The 16,056-nt window shown below is 63.2% G+C and carries 17 protein-coding genes; 12 read left to right on the forward strand and 5 right to left on the reverse strand.

What is annotated here, in order from left to right:
* Position 1 precedes the first annotated feature (1 nt).
* The 5 genes from AB4099_RS08345 (at position 2) to AB4099_RS08365 (ending at position 6,225) form a co-directional block, all read left to right on the forward strand.
* Positions 2-892 (forward strand): ABC transporter permease, encoded by an 891-nt coding sequence (locus AB4099_RS08345; protein WP_441477706.1) that lies wholly within the window; start codon positions 2-4, stop codon positions 890-892.
* Between the two features lie 80 nt (positions 893-972).
* A complete protein-coding gene (locus tag AB4099_RS08350; protein WP_113518318.1) occupies positions 973-1,875 on the forward strand; it encodes a LysR substrate-binding domain-containing protein in 903 nt (300 codons plus the stop codon).
* 434 nt (positions 1,876-2,309) lie between these two features.
* Positions 2,310-4,424 (forward strand): TonB-dependent receptor, encoded by a 2,115-nt coding sequence (locus tag AB4099_RS08355; RefSeq protein WP_441478055.1) that lies wholly within the window; start codon positions 2,310-2,312, stop codon positions 4,422-4,424.
* Positions 4,424-5,635, forward strand: a complete 1,212-nt coding sequence (locus tag AB4099_RS08360) for an ABC transporter substrate-binding protein (RefSeq protein ID WP_441477707.1) — start codon at positions 4,424-4,426, stop codon at positions 5,633-5,635. Before AB4099_RS08355 ends, AB4099_RS08360 begins: the two co-directional genes overlap by 1 nt.
* Positions 5,636-5,763: 128 nt before the next feature.
* A complete protein-coding gene (locus tag AB4099_RS08365; protein ID WP_441477708.1) occupies positions 5,764-6,225 on the forward strand; it encodes a DUF805 domain-containing protein in 462 nt (153 codons plus the stop codon).
* Between the two features lie 303 nt (positions 6,226-6,528).
* Here AB4099_RS08365 and AB4099_RS08370 read toward each other — a convergent pair whose 3' ends face one another.
* From AB4099_RS08370 to pip, 5 genes are all read right to left on the reverse strand, one after another.
* Positions 6,529-6,753, reverse strand: a complete 225-nt coding sequence (locus tag AB4099_RS08370; RefSeq protein ID WP_441477709.1) for a hypothetical protein — start codon at positions 6,751-6,753, stop codon at positions 6,529-6,531.
* A gap of 536 nt (positions 6,754-7,289) precedes the next feature.
* Positions 7,290-7,514 (reverse strand): hypothetical protein, encoded by a 225-nt coding sequence (locus tag AB4099_RS08375; protein WP_113518314.1) that lies wholly within the window; start codon positions 7,512-7,514, stop codon positions 7,290-7,292.
* Positions 7,515-7,947: 433 nt separating this feature from the next.
* Positions 7,948-8,367, reverse strand: coding sequence for a hypothetical protein (locus AB4099_RS08380; RefSeq protein ID WP_441477710.1), 420 nt, complete (start codon positions 8,365-8,367; stop codon positions 7,948-7,950).
* Between the two features lie 86 nt (positions 8,368-8,453).
* A complete protein-coding gene (locus tag AB4099_RS08385) occupies positions 8,454-8,753 on the reverse strand; it encodes a hypothetical protein (protein WP_441477711.1) in 300 nt (99 codons plus the stop codon).
* A 106-nt stretch (positions 8,754-8,859) separates the two neighbouring features.
* Complete coding sequence (gene pip, locus AB4099_RS08390; RefSeq protein WP_441477712.1) at positions 8,860-9,822, reverse strand: prolyl aminopeptidase; 963 nt, start codon at positions 9,820-9,822, stop codon at positions 8,860-8,862.
* Between the two features lie 117 nt (positions 9,823-9,939).
* Here pip and AB4099_RS08395 point away from each other — a divergent pair, with 117 nt between their 5' ends.
* The 7 genes from AB4099_RS08395 (at position 9,940) to AB4099_RS08425 (ending at position 15,949) form a co-directional block, all read left to right on the forward strand.
* Positions 9,940-10,611: an HAD family hydrolase gene (locus AB4099_RS08395; RefSeq protein ID WP_441477713.1), complete on the forward strand. Its 672-nt coding sequence runs from the start codon at positions 9,940-9,942 to the stop codon at positions 10,609-10,611.
* A 103-nt stretch (positions 10,612-10,714) separates the two neighbouring features.
* Entirely contained in the window at positions 10,715-11,095 is a 381-nt protein-coding gene (locus AB4099_RS08400) for a VOC family protein (protein ID WP_441477714.1), read from the forward strand.
* A gap of 485 nt (positions 11,096-11,580) precedes the next feature.
* Entirely contained in the window at positions 11,581-12,036 is a 456-nt protein-coding gene (locus AB4099_RS08405) for a hypothetical protein (RefSeq protein WP_441477715.1), read from the forward strand.
* Positions 12,037-12,078: 42 nt separating this feature from the next.
* Complete coding sequence (locus tag AB4099_RS08410) at positions 12,079-12,222, forward strand: hypothetical protein (protein WP_441477716.1); 144 nt, start codon at positions 12,079-12,081, stop codon at positions 12,220-12,222.
* A 181-nt stretch (positions 12,223-12,403) separates the two neighbouring features.
* Positions 12,404-13,993, forward strand: coding sequence for an arylsulfatase (locus AB4099_RS08415; protein ID WP_441477717.1), 1,590 nt, complete (start codon positions 12,404-12,406; stop codon positions 13,991-13,993).
* A 242-nt stretch (positions 13,994-14,235) separates the two neighbouring features.
* Positions 14,236-15,072: a carbon-nitrogen hydrolase family protein gene (locus AB4099_RS08420; RefSeq protein ID WP_441477718.1), complete on the forward strand. Its 837-nt coding sequence runs from the start codon at positions 14,236-14,238 to the stop codon at positions 15,070-15,072.
* A gap of 28 nt (positions 15,073-15,100) precedes the next feature.
* Entirely contained in the window at positions 15,101-15,949 is an 849-nt protein-coding gene (locus tag AB4099_RS08425; RefSeq protein WP_441477719.1) for an inositol monophosphatase family protein, read from the forward strand.
* The last annotated feature ends 107 nt before the right edge of the window (positions 15,950-16,056 follow it).

A 16,056-nucleotide genomic window follows, 5' to 3' on the forward strand; every position in this document is an offset into this window, starting at 1 on the left:
CATGACCGACGCAACGGGCCTGATCGATCTGGCCGACACCCGCGCAGCCAGCGAGCACAAGAGTGCCTGGACCCGCTTCAGGCGCCACAAGCTGGCCATGGCGGGGGCAGCCACCATCGCGATCCTGGTGCTCGGGTCCTTCCTCGGTCCCTATCTCCTGCCGTTCGACGACACCCATATCGATGTGATGCATCGCTTCGCGCCGCCGCTGTCTGGCGCCCATGTCCTCGGCACCGATGAACTCGGCCGCGACATTCTCGCCCGACTGATGATGGGCGGGCGGATCTCGCTTGCGATCGGCTTCACCGCCATGGCGATCGCGATCGCGGCCGGGACCGGGGTCGGGATGATCGCCGGCTATTACGGCGGCATCATCGGCTCGCTCCTGATGCGCTTCGTCGATGCGATCCTGTGCTTTCCGACGATCTTCCTGCTCCTGGCGCTGGCCGCGCTGGTCAAGCCCGGCCTGCTCTCGATGACGCTGCTGATCGCGGCGACGTCCTGGATGAATGTCGCGCGCATCGTCGAGGCGCAGATCAGGGCGCTGCGCGACCAGGATTACGCGGTCGCGGCCAGGGCGATGGGGGCGTCGAGCCTCCGGATCATGTGGCGCAACCTCCTGCCCAATGCGGTCGCGTCGATCGTGGTCGCCGCCACGCTGAATGTCGCCAAGGCGATCCTGCTCGAATCCTATGTCAGCTTTCTCGGCTATGGCATCCAGCCGCCCAACGCGAGCTGGGGCAACATGCTGAACAACGCGCAGATCTACCTGTCGAGCGCGCCCTGGCTTGCCATCATGCCCGGTCTCGCCATTACACTGGCCGTCACCAGCTTCAATTTCGTTGGTGATGGCCTGAGGGATGCCCTCGACCCGCGCATGGAGATCAGCTGAAGACATCGCCCGGGCGTGGTGGCGCCTCTGGGCGGCCGGCAGCAGCCGGCTACGCGACATGAACACGGCAGGAGGTCGCTTTGACCCGCAGGCTCCCCTCGTTGAATGCGCTGCGCTGCTTCGAGATCGTGGCGGCCGAGCTCAGCATCAAGAAGGCCGCGCTCGCCCTGCATGTCAGCGAGAGTGCGGTCAGCCGCCAGGTCCGTATCCTGGAGGAGCAGCTCGGCGCTCAGCTTTTCCTGCGCAATCACAATGGCCTGGAGATCACCGATGCAGGCCAGCGGCTCGCGGTCAGCGTCAAGGAGGCGTTCGACCACATCGCCAATGCGGTGAACCCGTTCCAGAACGACCGCGAAGCCGTGACCATCAAGGTGCTGCCGACTTTCGCGCTGCGCTGGCTGCTGCCGCGGCTGCGCTCCTTCCAGGAGCGGCACCCGCTGATCAAGGTGAATGTCCAGACGCGCCTGAACGACATGACGCTGAACGATACCGACGCCGATCTCGGCATTCGCTACGGCGTCGGCAACTGGCCGCGCGACTACACGACCGAGCTCTATGCGGAATGGATCCTCCCGGTCTGCGCGCCGGGTTATCTTGCCGGACGCCAGGCCAGCGAGACTGACCTCGCCCAGGCGACGCTGCTCCACCCCTTGCCGGACCGGCAGGACTGGGCGACCTGGACGGAGAAATCGGGTGCGAATCTCGATCCGCGCAGCGGCCTCGATTTCGACGCGCTCGACATGGCGCTCAGCGCTGCGGAAGCCGGACTCGGCGTCGCCATGACCGATGTCGTGCTGGCCCATGAGGCGATCCAGGCCGGTAGGCTCGTCGTGCCGCTGCGCAAGGCGGTACCGACCGGCGCCTCCTATTACCTGGTCCGCCCGCCCGACATGCGGCGCCGGCGCGAGGTCAAGCTGGTCGACGAATGGATCTGCGACGAAATCTCGTCGGCGCGCGATCTCGTCCGCCTCTACGCGGCCTGACGCTGCCGCCCTCCCGCAGGGCGGCGGGCTGCCTCTGATTTTGTCCGGGCGGCCTGCAAAAATTGAAATCGACTGGCCCCGGGAATCCGGCGCGAGTGCCCGGCCGGCGCGAGCTGGCGCCTGCGCCGGGCTGCATGATCCGTTTTGGACTGAGATGGGCTCACGTTAAGTGGTTGTTTTGTTGGATTTATTTCTTCGATTTGAAGTTATGTTTGAATTATTCGAAAGTAATAGTCGACATTTCAAATGATGATTGAAATGTATGTTTGTATATCGCTCCCGTGTTGTTGACGATGAATAAGGATTGATCGATACGAAGCCCCATGAAGCGTGCCGCTATTGTTAGATGCGGCATGTTTTTGAATTTTCATGAGGGCGTGATGAAGTTTCGAAGCGATCCAATGGTGAACCGCGTGGTCCCGGCGCTGCTGGGCATGGGGATGTTCGGCCTGGGCGCAACGGGCGCCTTGGCTCAGGGCGCCGCGCCGACGCGCGTGCAGCTCGACGAGATCGTCGTCGAGGGGCAGGGGACGAAGGGCGAGGTCCCGCCCGCCTTTGCCGGTGGCCAGGTGGCGCAAGGGGCTCGCCTCGGCCTGCTTGGCAATACCGAGACCCTGAAGTCCCCGTTCAACATGACGAGCTACACGGCAGCCCTGATCCGGAACCTGCAGGCGGCGACGGTCGCCGATGCGCTGATCCTCGATCCCTCGGTGCGCAGTTCGCACCCATCGGGCGGAATCGTGGATTCATTCAACATTCGCGGCTTTCCGATCTCGGAAGGCAATAATGGCGAGATCGCCTTCGACGGCGTCTTCGGCGTCGCGCCGAACTATCGCGTCTTCACCGACTATGCCGAGCGGATCGAGGTCCTGAGGGGGCCCGCCGCGGCGCTGGGCGGCTTCGCTCCGAATGGCGGCATCGGCGGCATCATCAACATCGTGCCGAAGCGGGCGGAGGGCGATCTCACCCGGATCGGCGCGGAATTCGCGTCAAAAGCCTATGGCGGCGCCACGTTCGACGTCGCCCGGCGCTATGGCGCGGGCCGCGAGTTCGGGGTGCGGGTCAATGGCAGCCTGCGCGGCGGCGATACCGCGGTCGACCGGCAGTATAACGGCACGGGCATCGGCTCGCTCGCGCTCGACTATCAGGGCGAGCGCTTCCGCAGCTGGTTCTATGTCCTGGCGCAACGCGATTATTGGGACGCGCCGACGCGGCCCTTCCTTGCCAGCCCCGGCGTCGCGGTGCCGGCGGCCCCCAGCGGGCGTCGCAACGTGATCCAGCCCTGGGAGCATTCACGGATCGACGACGGCTCGGTGCTGTTGAAGAATGAATACGATCTCACTGATAACGTGACGGTCTTCGCCAATGCCGGGGGCTCGCAGTCCCATGTCGACCGGTTCTTCGGCAACGGCCCTCTGCCGACGATCCTGAACGGCAGGGGCGATGTCACCTACACCCCCCAATTTCTCGATCTGGCGATCGGCCGGCAAACCTATGACGGCGGCATCCGGGCCCGCTTTGAGACCGGCTTCGTCAAGCATGAGCTGACCTTCCAGGCGTCCTATTATCATGACGAGATCGAGCGGGCGCTCACCGCGGGCCGGGCCGTGAGCTCGAACATCTACGCGCCCGCTCTGACCCAGCCGCAATATGCGACCCGCGTCCCCCGTGCGCGAACCTCGGACAGCGACCTGACCAGCGTTGCGCTGGCCGATACGCTCTCCGTGCTGGACGAGCGCGTATTGCTGACGCTGGGGGTGCGTCGCCAATCGGTGGAGACGAACAACTATTCGACCACGACCGGCGCGGTGACCTCGTCCTATGACGAGGCGGCCACGACCCCGGTGGTCGGCCTCGTGCTGCGCCCGCTGAACAATGTCTCGCTCTATGCGAATTATGTTGAAGGGCTGAGCCGCGGCGATATCGCGCCAACCAATGCGACCAATGCCGGCGAGGCCTTCGCACCCTATCGGGCAAAGCAGTACGAGGCGGGCGTGAAGGCGCAGTTCGGCACGTTCGGCGCCGGCCTCAGCGCGTTCCAGATCACCAAGCCAAGTGCCGAACTGAGCGGCAGCGGAGTCTTTTCCGTAAGCGGCGAGCAGCGCGTGCGCGGCCTCGAGCTGAATGTCTACGGTGAGGTCACCCCCGAGCTTCGGCTGCTTGGCGGCGCGACCCTGCTCGACGGGGAACTGACGAAGACGGCGGTCGCGGCCAATCTCGGCAACCGGCCGATCGGCGTTCCCGCGATGCAGCTCAATCTCGGCGCCGAATGGGATCTGCCCTGGGTGAAGGGGCTCACCCTGACGGGCGCGCTGATCCACACCGGCAAGCAGTTCATCAACACCGCCAACAGCCAGTCGCTGCCCGACTGGACGCGGGTCGATCTCGGCGCGCGCTACGCGACCGAGATCGCCGGGCGCAAGACGACCTTCCGCGCCACCGTCCAGAACGTCGCCGATAGCAAATACTGGTCGAGCGTCGCCTCGTTCGGCACCTTCTATGCCGGCGCGCCGCGGACCTTCCGGCTCTCGATGTCGGTCGACCTGTGATGAGCGCACGCGGCGGAACCTGCCGGCGCCCCGGCATCGACGCCTGCGGGCAGGCGCTCGCGGCGCTCCTGCGCTGCCTTGCGCTCGCGCTCGTGCTGATCACCGGAGCCGCTCCGGCATCGGCCGAGCAGGTCTCCGTGACCGATGTGCTCGGGCGCGTCGTCACGGTGACGGTTCCGGTCCAGCGCGTGATCCTCGGCGAGGGGCGGCAGATCCACGCCGTCGCCGCACTCGACCGGGACGCGCCGTTCCGCCGCATCGTCGCCTGGCGCGATGATCTGCAGAAGGCTGATCCCGACAGCTACCGCGCCTATCTCGAGCGCTATCCCGCCATTGCGGCGCTGCCGGCGCTCGGTGCCATGAGCGAGGGCAATCTCGATATCGAGACGGTGATCGCCCTGAAGGCCGATGTGCTGTTCCTCAATGTCGAGGCCCAGATCGCGAGCGCCGAGACGAAGCTCGTCGAAAAGCTCGCTTCCGTCGGCATTCCCGTCGTCTATGTCGATTTTCGCCATGCGCCCTTCGTGAACACGGAGCCGTCGCTCAGGCTGATGGGGCGGCTGCTTGGCCGGTCCGCGGTTGCCGAGGAGCTCATCGCCTTTCGCTCTCGCGAGATCGCGCGCGTCACTGAACGCCTGGCCGGGGTGGCCGATCTCAGGCGGCCGCTCGTCATGGTCGACCGCATTCCCGGCTATTCCGACGATTGCTGCATGACCTTCGGGCCGGAGAATTTCGGAGGGATGGTCGAGGTCGCCGGTGGGCGGAACCTCGGCAGCCTCGTCCTGTCGGGCACCTTCGGCACGGTGAACCCCGAGACGATCATCGCCATGAACCCCGATGTGGTGATCGCGACGGGCGGCAACTGGGGCGCGCTTGCGCCGGGCGGCGCCTGGGTCGGGCTCGGACCGGGCGCGGATCTGGCGGAGGCGAAGCGGAAACTCGCCAATCTCGCGAAACGCCCGGCCTTCGCCCATACGGCTGCGGTGAAGAGCGGGCGCGTCCACGCGATCTGGCATCAGTTCTACAACAATCCCTATCAGTTCGTGGCGCTCCAGCAGATCGCGCGCTGGCTCCATCCCGAGCTGTTTGCGGATCTTGATCCGGAGGCAACGCTGCGGGAGCTCCATCAGCGCTTCCTGTCGCTGCCCTATCAGCCCGGCTACTGGGTCGAGCTTGGCGGGGAGGGGCGGGCGGCTCCGGCAGCGCGCTGAGCGCGAGCGGGGGAAGGGAGGCCTGTCGGCAGCGAGATTCCTCCAGGCCCCTCCTCTCCCTCCCTTCACAATTCGAAGGGGGCCGATAAGATGTTCCCTAAGGGAATGCGGGCGATAACGGGCTCGGGTTGGGGACGGCCGATGACGCTTGCGCAAGGCTTGGCGCTCAATTCTCTGTCAAAGGCCGCATGAGCGCGCGCGAATATCGGCGCCTCATGCTGCGCCTGACCTATCTGTCTGCAATCGTCATGGTCGCGGGAATCTTCCTGGCCACAAAGGGCATTGCGCTTGCGGGCTATGTCGCGACCGGTGTGGTGGCGGCTATCTGGCTGGTGAATGGCGCTGCCTTCGTGCGCCGGATCCATGACCGAAACCGAACCGGCTGGTGGATCGTCATGGCTGTCGCAGCCTCCTTCCTGGCCCTCTACCTCGAGCAAATGCAGCGAGCAGGAGGACCGGTATCCACGAGCATCCTGCTGTTCCAGCTGGGCACGGTTCTCGCGAGTTTCTGGTTCCTGATCGAACTCTACGTGCTCAAGGGAACGGCCGGTCCCAATCGGTTCGGTCCTGATCCACGGGACGGTGCCTGAGCCCGTGAAGCATGACAGCTGCGGCCATCACAGGCTCCTCTGGTCAGGTTTCGATTTTTTTCCGGCCCGATCTCGAAGGAACCGACGATGATGTCGCTTCCGTCGACCTTGTAGACTTCAACCTCCCTGATCAGTCCGTTCTCAGCGTGGAGCAGGATTTCGACGCGGACCCCGGGCGTGAGCGATACCAGCCTTCGACGTCGGCCGGACAGCAGTCAGTCAATCGGCCATGCGGGGGCAGCCTCATATCCAAAGAAAGAGGGGCCGCTTGAGCGGCCCCCGTCTCCGAGGCGTGCTTGCCTCTCAGCTGCGATGCCGCGGCATGGTTGGGACGACAAGCTGGTGAGCGCGCAGCTCCTTCATGTGTTCATGATAGGCGCGATACTGCTGCTGTTCCTGCAGGGCCAGCGGGTTCTCTGCCTGTTCATGAATGATGCTCTCGACGCCGAACTCGGTGGCCTGCGCCGTGCCAGCGAGCCCGAAGAGTGCGAGGAGGCCTCCGGCAAGGGCGGCTCTGTAAGTGATCATGATTGATCTCCTGTGTGCCAATGCACGAAGTCGATCTGAAATCCGACTTCGTATCCATACTACCCGCAAGACGTCACAATGTTCATTAAAATAAATGTGATACTAAATCTTAAAATACCGGAAATTTCGCGAAATGTTTCCCTAGTTCTGGGGAGTTATTTGAATTAATCGTAGATGTATATTGCGTTACCAATTATTAATATTGCGATTTCGACGTTTAGATATTGCCCATATGGCCAATCTCCCCTTTTCTTGATCGAGATGAACCGGAGGGACCGTTCGCTGAATGCGCTTGCTCGGAACGGAGCTTGCGACATGGACCCTGGGGCGCGGCCGGTCGCACGGGGGATAAGGCGAGGGGCGCTTTCCGGAAGGCGCTCGATTCATGCCTTCAGGCGGCTCCGGTGGAAGGGCGCCGGCGTGAGCGGCTGCGGCGCGTTGGCCGACATCTCGATCAACCGGTGATGGGCAGACAAGACGACTATCCAAAAATGACGGGCCGCTGGGGCGGCCCGTCTCCGAGGCGTGCTTGCCTCTTAGCTGTGATGACGCCGCGTCGTCGGCGCGACATAGGGATGCTCGCGCAGCTCCTTCATGTGCTCATGATAGGCGCGATACTGCTGCTGCTCCTGCAGGGCATACGGATTCTCGTACTGCTCGTGGATGATGCTTTCGGGGCCGAACTCGTAGGCTTGCGCCGTGTTGGCCATCCCGAACAGTGCGAGAAGACCTCCGATGAAGGCAATCCTGTAAGCGATCATGACTGATCTCCTGCGTTCCAAAGCACGAGGTCGGGTCGAAATCCGACTTCGTATCCATATTACCGTCGCGCAGCCGAAATGTTCATGCAAATAACCGTGATCCGATTTCCTGCGAAATTCACCAAATACGCAAATTGCCGCCTCAATGTGGGATTCGATCTTGAATTAAATCTCTGTGAACAAGGCATTAACAAATGTTAACTTGTCGATGCCAAGTCTTCGGCATTGCGTGTCTTTGCCAGAAAACCTCTCGTCGAATGAAATAGAACCGGAGAGAGCGGGAAACCAAACGCGTTTTCCGTGAGCGGAGCTTGCGACAAGCGGCCCGGAGATGCCTTCCCTAAGTTGCACGAGAGGGTCGGCATGACAGTAGAGGCCGCAAGGAACGACCAAGTTTCGCAGTCGCGAAGGATTTCGTGCTGCAGCGCACTGGTCATTGACTGAGACGACGAGGGCGGGTGGGCGCGCCGGCATCGCCGCCCTTCCGCGCAGGGGCCGAATCGGCCGCCATCGCTTGCGCATGATGGGCGCAATCATCCTCCGCGACCGCGTCAGGCGCGAGAGTGTCAAGCGAGATGCCCTGAGGATGCTGGCTGACGGTGAAACCCTTGTTCAGGCAAGCCGTTACGCAGCGTGAAACATTTCGTATCTGGCTTCGTTCCGCAAACAACAAGCCCGGCGAGTAGACGCTGCTCATGCAGGTGGCCTTGGCGTTGTCGCTCTCTCGCTGCAGTTCGACGCTGAACATCGTCTCCCCGATGCATCCGGAGAGAACCGCAACGGACGCGATGACAAGGGCATATCGAGTGTTGATCATCGCGGTTTTCGGGCAAGGCAGCATGCGGGTGAACACGGTCGCGTAACGTAAAGCGCCACGTCACCGGGGCACGCATGAAATCGGTCATTTGACCGGAGATTGCAGTACACTTATCGCGCCAATCACGTCAAAACCGACATCGCCGTAACGGTTAGGCCAAAAATCGAGTAGAGCAATGACCCTGATAGCTCCTTCAAACTCACCGCGAGCGAAGTATCGTCGGGATGCCCGCCCTCCATCCTCTTGACCAGCGTTTGCATCGCGACAAACGCGCCGGCAAAGAAGAAGCTTGCCGCACCGATCTGTTGAATGGGCCCCATGTCGTGAAACAGGTCCGGGAATCGCACGCTTGCGGCAGCAATCAGGATACCCAAAAGGAAACTCACTGACCCAACGGCTTTTGCCACCCTCGAAAAGCTCAATTCCATCTCCTTGTATTGCAGTGCTGGGGACGTAGCGCAGGACTGTGAACAGAGCTGCTCGGCGGCTACAGCGAGACCTCTGCGAAGGGGGGCGACAACGCGCCGGTCAATTCTCCCGTGCGAATGCATCGAGCGCGAGGCGCATCTGCTCGTAGCATCGCGGCCCGCCATGCCCTTCGGCTTCGACGATGACCAGGCGACTGGCCGGCCAGCGCTGATGCAGGGTCCATGGGGTGATCGCGGGTCCGCCGACATCGCGACGGCCATGAATGAGAACGGCCGGAATATCCGCGATTTCGGCAATGCGGCGCAGGATTTCCTGCCCATCCCGCAGAAATCCGTCATGGGCCCAGTAATGGGTGACGAGGGTGGCGAAGGCGAGAGCCCGTTCCTCGTCGGGTGGTTGGCTGGCCGGTTCCCAGCCCGGATCGAGCGAGATATGCGTCGCTTCCCAGGCGTTCCAGGCGCGGGATGCGCGCAAGCGGTCCTGGCGGTCGCCTGTGGCCAGCCGCCTCGCATAAGCTTCGACGACGCGCTCGCCGGGGCCTCGACCGGAATCCTGCTCGAAGCGTTGCCAGGCTTCGGGAAACAGGCGCCCGACGCCTTCGGTGATCCAGTCGACCTCCTCGCGGCTGGTCGTGGTGACCGCGACGAGCACCAGTTCGGAGACCCTGCCGGGATGGGCCTGCGCATAGGCCAGCGCCAGCGTCGAACCCCAGGAGACGCCCGAGACGAGCCAGGACTGGACGCCGAGATGCGTCCTGACGGCCTCGATATCCCCGATCAGCGCCTGCGTCGTATTCCGGTGCAATTCGCTGGGCGCGTCCGAGGCGAGGGGGCGGCTGCGCCCGCAGCCGCGCTGGTCGATCCCGATAATGCGGTAGCGTTGCGGGTCGAAATGGCGGCGATAGCTGCCGGAGCGGAGCGAGCTGCCGGGGCCGCCATGCAGGTAGAGCGCGGGCTTGCCGGCGGGATTGCCGGAGATCTCCCAGTAGATTTCGGTGCCGTCGCCGACGGCGAGAAGCCCTGCATCGAACGGCTCAGGCTGGGGGCGGGGTTCTGCGCTCATGCCCATGCTGTGGGGCAGCAGGGGAAGCCTCGTCAACCGGCGGATGGACCTGCTCGTTCTGGATTGCTGCCGCCCATTGCTTTAGCGAGGTGAGCGCCTGAAACCGGACGGCCCTGAATGACGCTCATCATCTTCGATTGTGACGGCGTGCTTGTGAACAGCGAGGAGATCTATCTCGCTGCCGAACTTGAGTTCCTGGCCACGGCCGGCGTCGTCCTCGATCGCGATGTCTACACGGATACATTCATGGGGCTGTCCCCGCCGATGTGGCAGGCCAAGCTCCAGTCGATCATCGCGGAGGCGCGCAGCGCGCCGCTCCCGTCCGATTTCTTCGCGCGACTGGATGACCATACGACAGCACGAATAGAGGTGCATCTGGCCGCCCTCCCGGACGCCCGGCGCAGCATCGGCCGGATCAAGGCTCGCCGATGCGTCGCCTCGAGCACTCCGTCCACGCGGCTGCGCTGGAAGCTGCAGCAGACCGGCCTGCTCGGCCTGTTCGATCCGCATATCTTCTCCTCGGACATGGTCCGGAATGGCAAGCCTGCGCCTGATCTCTTTCTCCACGCCGCCACTACGATGGGCGCGCAGCCCTGGGAATGCGTGGTCGTCGAGGACAGCGTCAACGGCGTCATGGCGGGCAAGGCCGCCGGCATGCAGGTCATCGGCTTCACCGCTGGCGCTCACTGCGCCGGCAATCATGGCGACCGTCTGACGAGTGCCGGCGCGGACCGCGTTGTCGGCAGCTATGGCGATCTCGCCGCGGCATTGGACGGGTTGGGCGCATAAGGACCGCTCGAGGCCGCCCAATGGCCTGGGCCAGGACGCGGGCGGGTTTGTCGTGCCTTCACAGTCGGTGGATTTCGGCCCCGGCCGAAACTAAACTGCGACAATGACCATTACGCGCCTCGACCACGTGCAGCTCGCCATGCCACCCGGCGGCGAAAGCGAGGCACGCGCCTTTTATGAGGGCGTTCTCGGCATCAGCGAAGTCGCCAAGCCCGCTCATCTCGCCAGCCGGGGCGGATGCTGGTTCGAACAGGGAGCATTGAAGGTCCACCTGGGAGTGGACGCTGATTTCAAGCCAGCCCGCAAAGCGCACCCAGCCTTCATTGTGAGCGATCTCGCAGCGCTGGTCACCACTCTGAAGGCGCGCGGCTACCGCGTGGCAGAGGACCAACCATTGGACGGGTATGACCGGATGTATGTGGACGACCCGTTCGGGAACCGCATCGAGTTGATGGAACCCCTGCCGGCGGCGAACCTCGGCTGAGGCTGAAAGTCCGACGCGGATGCCCTTCGTCTTGCGGAACTCGATTGCGGCTCGAGGTCGAGATTATGGGGGTGCGTGGGAACGCGTCGCAATCCTTGCCGCCACCAACCAAGCCTGGGAACGAAACTAGACCTGCCACCGCCCGCTTCGCAGCGATTTCAGGCTGATCCGACCCCGGAACAATTGAACGAAGAAGCAAACCAGGGTCGCGGCAGCGAGCAATCCCTTCGACAGGTCGAGCCAGAACCAGAAATCCGACATCGATGCCCTTGGCTTGTCCTACCGGTTGCTGCAACGCGTCGCAGAATAGCTCGGGGATGCCGAGATCCGCAACGGTGCGGCCTGGTGACGGGTTGGTTCCGGAATCTGCACCTTCGAGATCGTCGCGCTGTTGACGCTAGTGCCGGCGCATCGCCTGATGCGGGGAGACTTCCTTCACAAGGGAATCTCTGGCGTTGCTCACGATCCTGGCCATTGCCGCCCTAGTGGCGCTGCTGCTGGTTTGTTTGGTCATCCTCCTCCTGCGTTTCGCCTACCGGCTTTGGCGACGGCCCCAACCAGGGCGAACCGTCAGGCGAACGGCAATTGTTGCGGCAGGCCTCCTCCTGATCGGCGTCCCCTATGTCGCCGTCAAATATCAGGAGCGGGAGATGCTGATGTCTCGCGTTCCGGCGCCGCTCGAGGTCGCATCCTTAGAATACCGGCTTGAGGAGGCCTGGGGCGTCGGTTTCATGCCCGGCGACAACGAGACGGGCTTTGTTGTCTATCGTCTCACCGATTCAAGCGCCGACTGGGCGCGAGAACAGGGGAGCCGGTTGGGCGACATGCTCGCAGCCGGCGTGACGAAATGGCATCCGACGCCCGTGCGGCACGCCGGGGACAAAGACTGGCATCCCTATGATCACGACCCACAGATGATGTCGGCCAAGCGGGCGGAGTAGCATCCGCCGACGATTGCTGAATATCTGGAGAAATACGGCTTCATGATCCCGATGGAAGCGGGCCGCGATGCCGAAGCCGACCGATCGATCCAGGAGGCCGGCTCGTTCTATTGCTACGGCAGGGGCGGAAGCGTCACGATCGTCGATCCGGTCAGGGGCAAGGTCTATTTTGCCTATGCTGGATGAGGCCGCGGGTCCCGAACTGGGCTGGTGATCAACGGCTTTCCGCATAGGGCAGGTGGCCTGCCCGTGTCCGTTCGCCTCTGCCTCGCACATCCCCGGCTCACGCAGGTTTGCGCAATCCGGATTGGCCCCGCGGCCATGCCGTTCTAGCTTGGGTTCTCTGCCTGAACCCCAGGAGGAACCCATGGCTACAGATGGACCGGACCTCGTTCGCAGACGCATTCTTCTCGGGGGCACCGCGCTGGCGGCGAGCGGCCTCGCATCCGCTCCGAGGATCCAGACGGCGCAGGCCCAACAGCCCGCGCCTGCACCCGCCGCGGGGCGAAAGCCCAATATCCTGATGATCATGGGAGACGATATCGGCTGGTTCAATCCGAGCATCTATCACCGCGGCATGATGGGCTATCGCACCCCGAATATCGACCGCATCGGCACTGAAGGCGCGATGTTCACCGACTGGTATGGCGAGCAGAGCTGCACCGCCGGACGTGCCGCCTTCATCACCGGCCAGTCGCCGATCCGCACCGGCCTCACCAAGGTCGGCCTGCCCGGCGCCGATGTCGGGTTGCAGCCGCAAGATCCGACGGTGGCCGAACTGCTGAAGCCGCTCGGCTATGTCAGCGGCCAGTTCGGCAAGAACCATCTCGGCGACAAGGATGAGTTCCTGCCGACCAATCACGGCTTCGACGAGTTCTTCGGCAATCTCTACCACCTCAATGCCGAGGAGGAGCCGGAGAACCCCGACTATCCCAAGGACCCGGAGTTCAGGAAGCGCTTTGGCCCGCGCGGCGTCATCCGCTCCTCGGCCGACGGCAAGATCGAGGATACCGGGCCGCTGACCAAGAAGCGGATGGAAACCATCGATGACGAGACGACCGCGGCGGCGATCGATTTCATCGACCGGCAGCACAAGGCCCAGAAGCCGTGGTTCTGCTATTTCAACGCGACCCGGATGCACGTCAACACGCATCTCAAGCCGGAATCCGACGGCAAGACCGGCAAGGGCATCTATCCCGACGGGATGGTCGAGCATGACGGGCATATCGGCCAGCTCCTGAAGAAGCTCGATGATCTCGGCATCACGCAGAACACCATCGTCGTCTACACCAGCGACAATGGTGCCGAGGTGATGACCTGGCCGGATGGTGGTTCGACCCCGTTCCGAGGGGAGAAGGCGACCAATTGGGAGGGCGGCTATCGCGTGCCGGCGCTGATGCGTTGGCCGGGCGTGATCAAGCCCGGCACCATCTATAACGAGGCCTTCTCGCATTACGACCTGATCCCGACCTTCTGCGCGGCGGGCGGGGAGCCGGACGTGGTGGCCAAATGCCTGAAGGGACACCAGGCCAACGGCAAGACCTTCAAGGTGCATCTCGACGGCTACAACCTGATGCCGTTCTTCACCGGCAGCGCCAAGGATTCGCCGCGCCGGGATTTCCTCTACTGGAACGACGACGGCGAGCTGGTCTCGGTGCGCGTCGCCGACTGGAAGGTCGTCTTCAAGGCGCAGGAGCACGAAGGCGTCGACGTGTGGCGCAGGGAGTTCACCAATTTGCGGGCGCCAAAACTGTTCAACCTGCGTGCCGACCCCTTCGAGCGCGGCGACACCTCGATCGAATATGAGAAATGGTTCTTCGACCGCGCTTTCGTCGTCGTCCCGACCCAGGCGGTCGTGGCGAAATGGCTGGAAAGCTTCAAGGAGTTCCCGATCCGGCAGAAGCCGGCGAGCTTCAACCTCGATGACGTGATGCAGAAGCTGACGCCCAAGAACTAGTCGGCCCAGGAACGAGCCGGCCCAGGAACGAGGGGTCCAGGAACGAGCCGGGGCATATGGTGGCTGCGGCTGCCCGTGGGAGGGTAGCGTCAGCGGGGGGCGTCATTGCTTGGTCCGCATGCGATCCAGCAAATATGGGCCAACCCGCCTGCAAGGCCAGCCAGCAGTCCCCGCCGTAAGCGGTTTCACAGCGCGTCGAATCCGGGAAGACTATGAGTCGAGACGGAAGGGGGACGGGAGCGTTGAGGATAGCGGCCGCACAAACCGTTGTTTCGCCGGACATTGCCGCCAATGGCAGTGCCATCCGCGCGATGATTGCGCGCGCGGCGGGCGAGGGCGCCCGGCTGATCACTCTCTGCGAAGGGGCGCTGTCCGGCTACGCGAAGAGCCAGATCCTGAAACAGGGGGATTGGCAGGGCTTTGATTGGGCCATTCAGGAGGCCGAGCTTCGCGCGATCGCTGACCTGTGCGGGCAGCTCCGCATCGTCGCGGTCGTCGGCGGGGCCCATCGGCTCGGTCGGGGATATCCGCCGCACAACTCTCTCTATGTCTTCTCCGATACGGGAGCGCTGCTCACGCGATACGACAAGAGGTTTCTCTCGAATACCGAACTTGCTGGCTGGTACACGCCTGGAACGGAACCGGTCATCGTCGACGTCGATGGCTACAGGTTTGGCTGTGCGATCTGCATCGAATCCCAGTTCCCCGAAATCTTCAGCGGCTATGAGCGTCTCGGCGTCGATGGGGTTCTGTTTTCGTCATACGGCCTTCCCGCGCATTTTCAGATCGCGCTCCGGGCTCATGCCGGCCTGAACTGCATCTGGATCGCGGCTGCCACACCCGCGCAGGACGCCGCCACGGGCCCTGCCGGCATCATCGGACCGGACGGGACATGGGCCGCGCGATCTTCACCTTCCCCAGAGCCCGGCCTGGCGGTGGCGACGCTGGACCGGTACGACCCTGCCTACGAAATCGCGCTTCAAAGGGCGCGGCCCTGGCGCGCCAGGGCAAGAGAAGGCGAGATCTATCGCGAAAAGCTGGCCGACGATCCTAGGAGCGCAAACAGAAGCGGATATTGAACCGTCTGTAATTCGACACGAGGTCCTGATGAACGATATCCCCCTCGATCGATACTTGGCCTTTGCACGCGCGGTCTGCGCCGAAGCAGGCGAAATCCTCTTGGATTATCGCCAACGTGGAGCTTTGACCGTCGATAGCAAGGCCGGTTTTGAGCTTGTGACCAGCGCCGACCTGGCGATCGATCAGCACATTGCCCGACGTGTCGCCGAAGTGTTCAAAGAGCATGCCCTGCTGTCAGAAGAATCCAGCCAGGACGTAAATCTGGAGGCATCCGCCTGCTGGATCGTCGATCCTCTCGATGGCACGGCGAACTTTGTCCACGGTCACGATCATGTCGCGATCTCCATGGCACTCGCGATCAGCGGAGTGATCAGCTTGGGCGTGGTTCACGCCCCTTTCCAGCAACAGACGTTCTGGGCGGTTCGAGGTGAGGGCGCCTTCAGGAATGGAACGAGGATAGCAGCCTCCACGCTGACAGACGTTCGGCGAGCTCTCATCGCGACGGGATTCCCGCACCAGAGAAGCGAGATTGACCTGCTCGTGGATCGATTGAAACCGCTTCTGCGTGAGTTTGGGGACATTCGTCGACTTGCTGCTCCAGCCCTAGACATCTGCTGGGTCGCCGACGGACGTCTCGCCGGCTTCGTCGATCGAATTCACAAGTGGGATATTGCGGCCGCTGGTCTCATTGCCACCGAAGCTGGCGCTCGTGTCATAGCCCTGGAGGCCATGGCAGACCGCGGCGCAGGCGATGGAGCGGACTACATTGTGGCTGCTCCGGGGATATTTGATCGTCTCTGCGACGTGATGAGCCATCGACACGACGGGCAAGAACGAACCTTGTCGACATCGGAAAGTCAGCTCATCCAGCCTTGAATAGACTCTTGCCTGAGCCGCGTCCGCGCGGAGCGCTGCCTTGGCGCATTAGGGCGAGATCTATTGCGAGAGGCCGGTCAACGATCCGAGGAGCGGTACCGCAGATC

The sequence above is a fragment of the Allobosea sp. 2KB_26 genome, from assembly GCF_052115715.1.
In the GTDB taxonomy this organism is placed as follows: domain Bacteria; phylum Pseudomonadota; class Alphaproteobacteria; order Rhizobiales; family Beijerinckiaceae; genus Allobosea.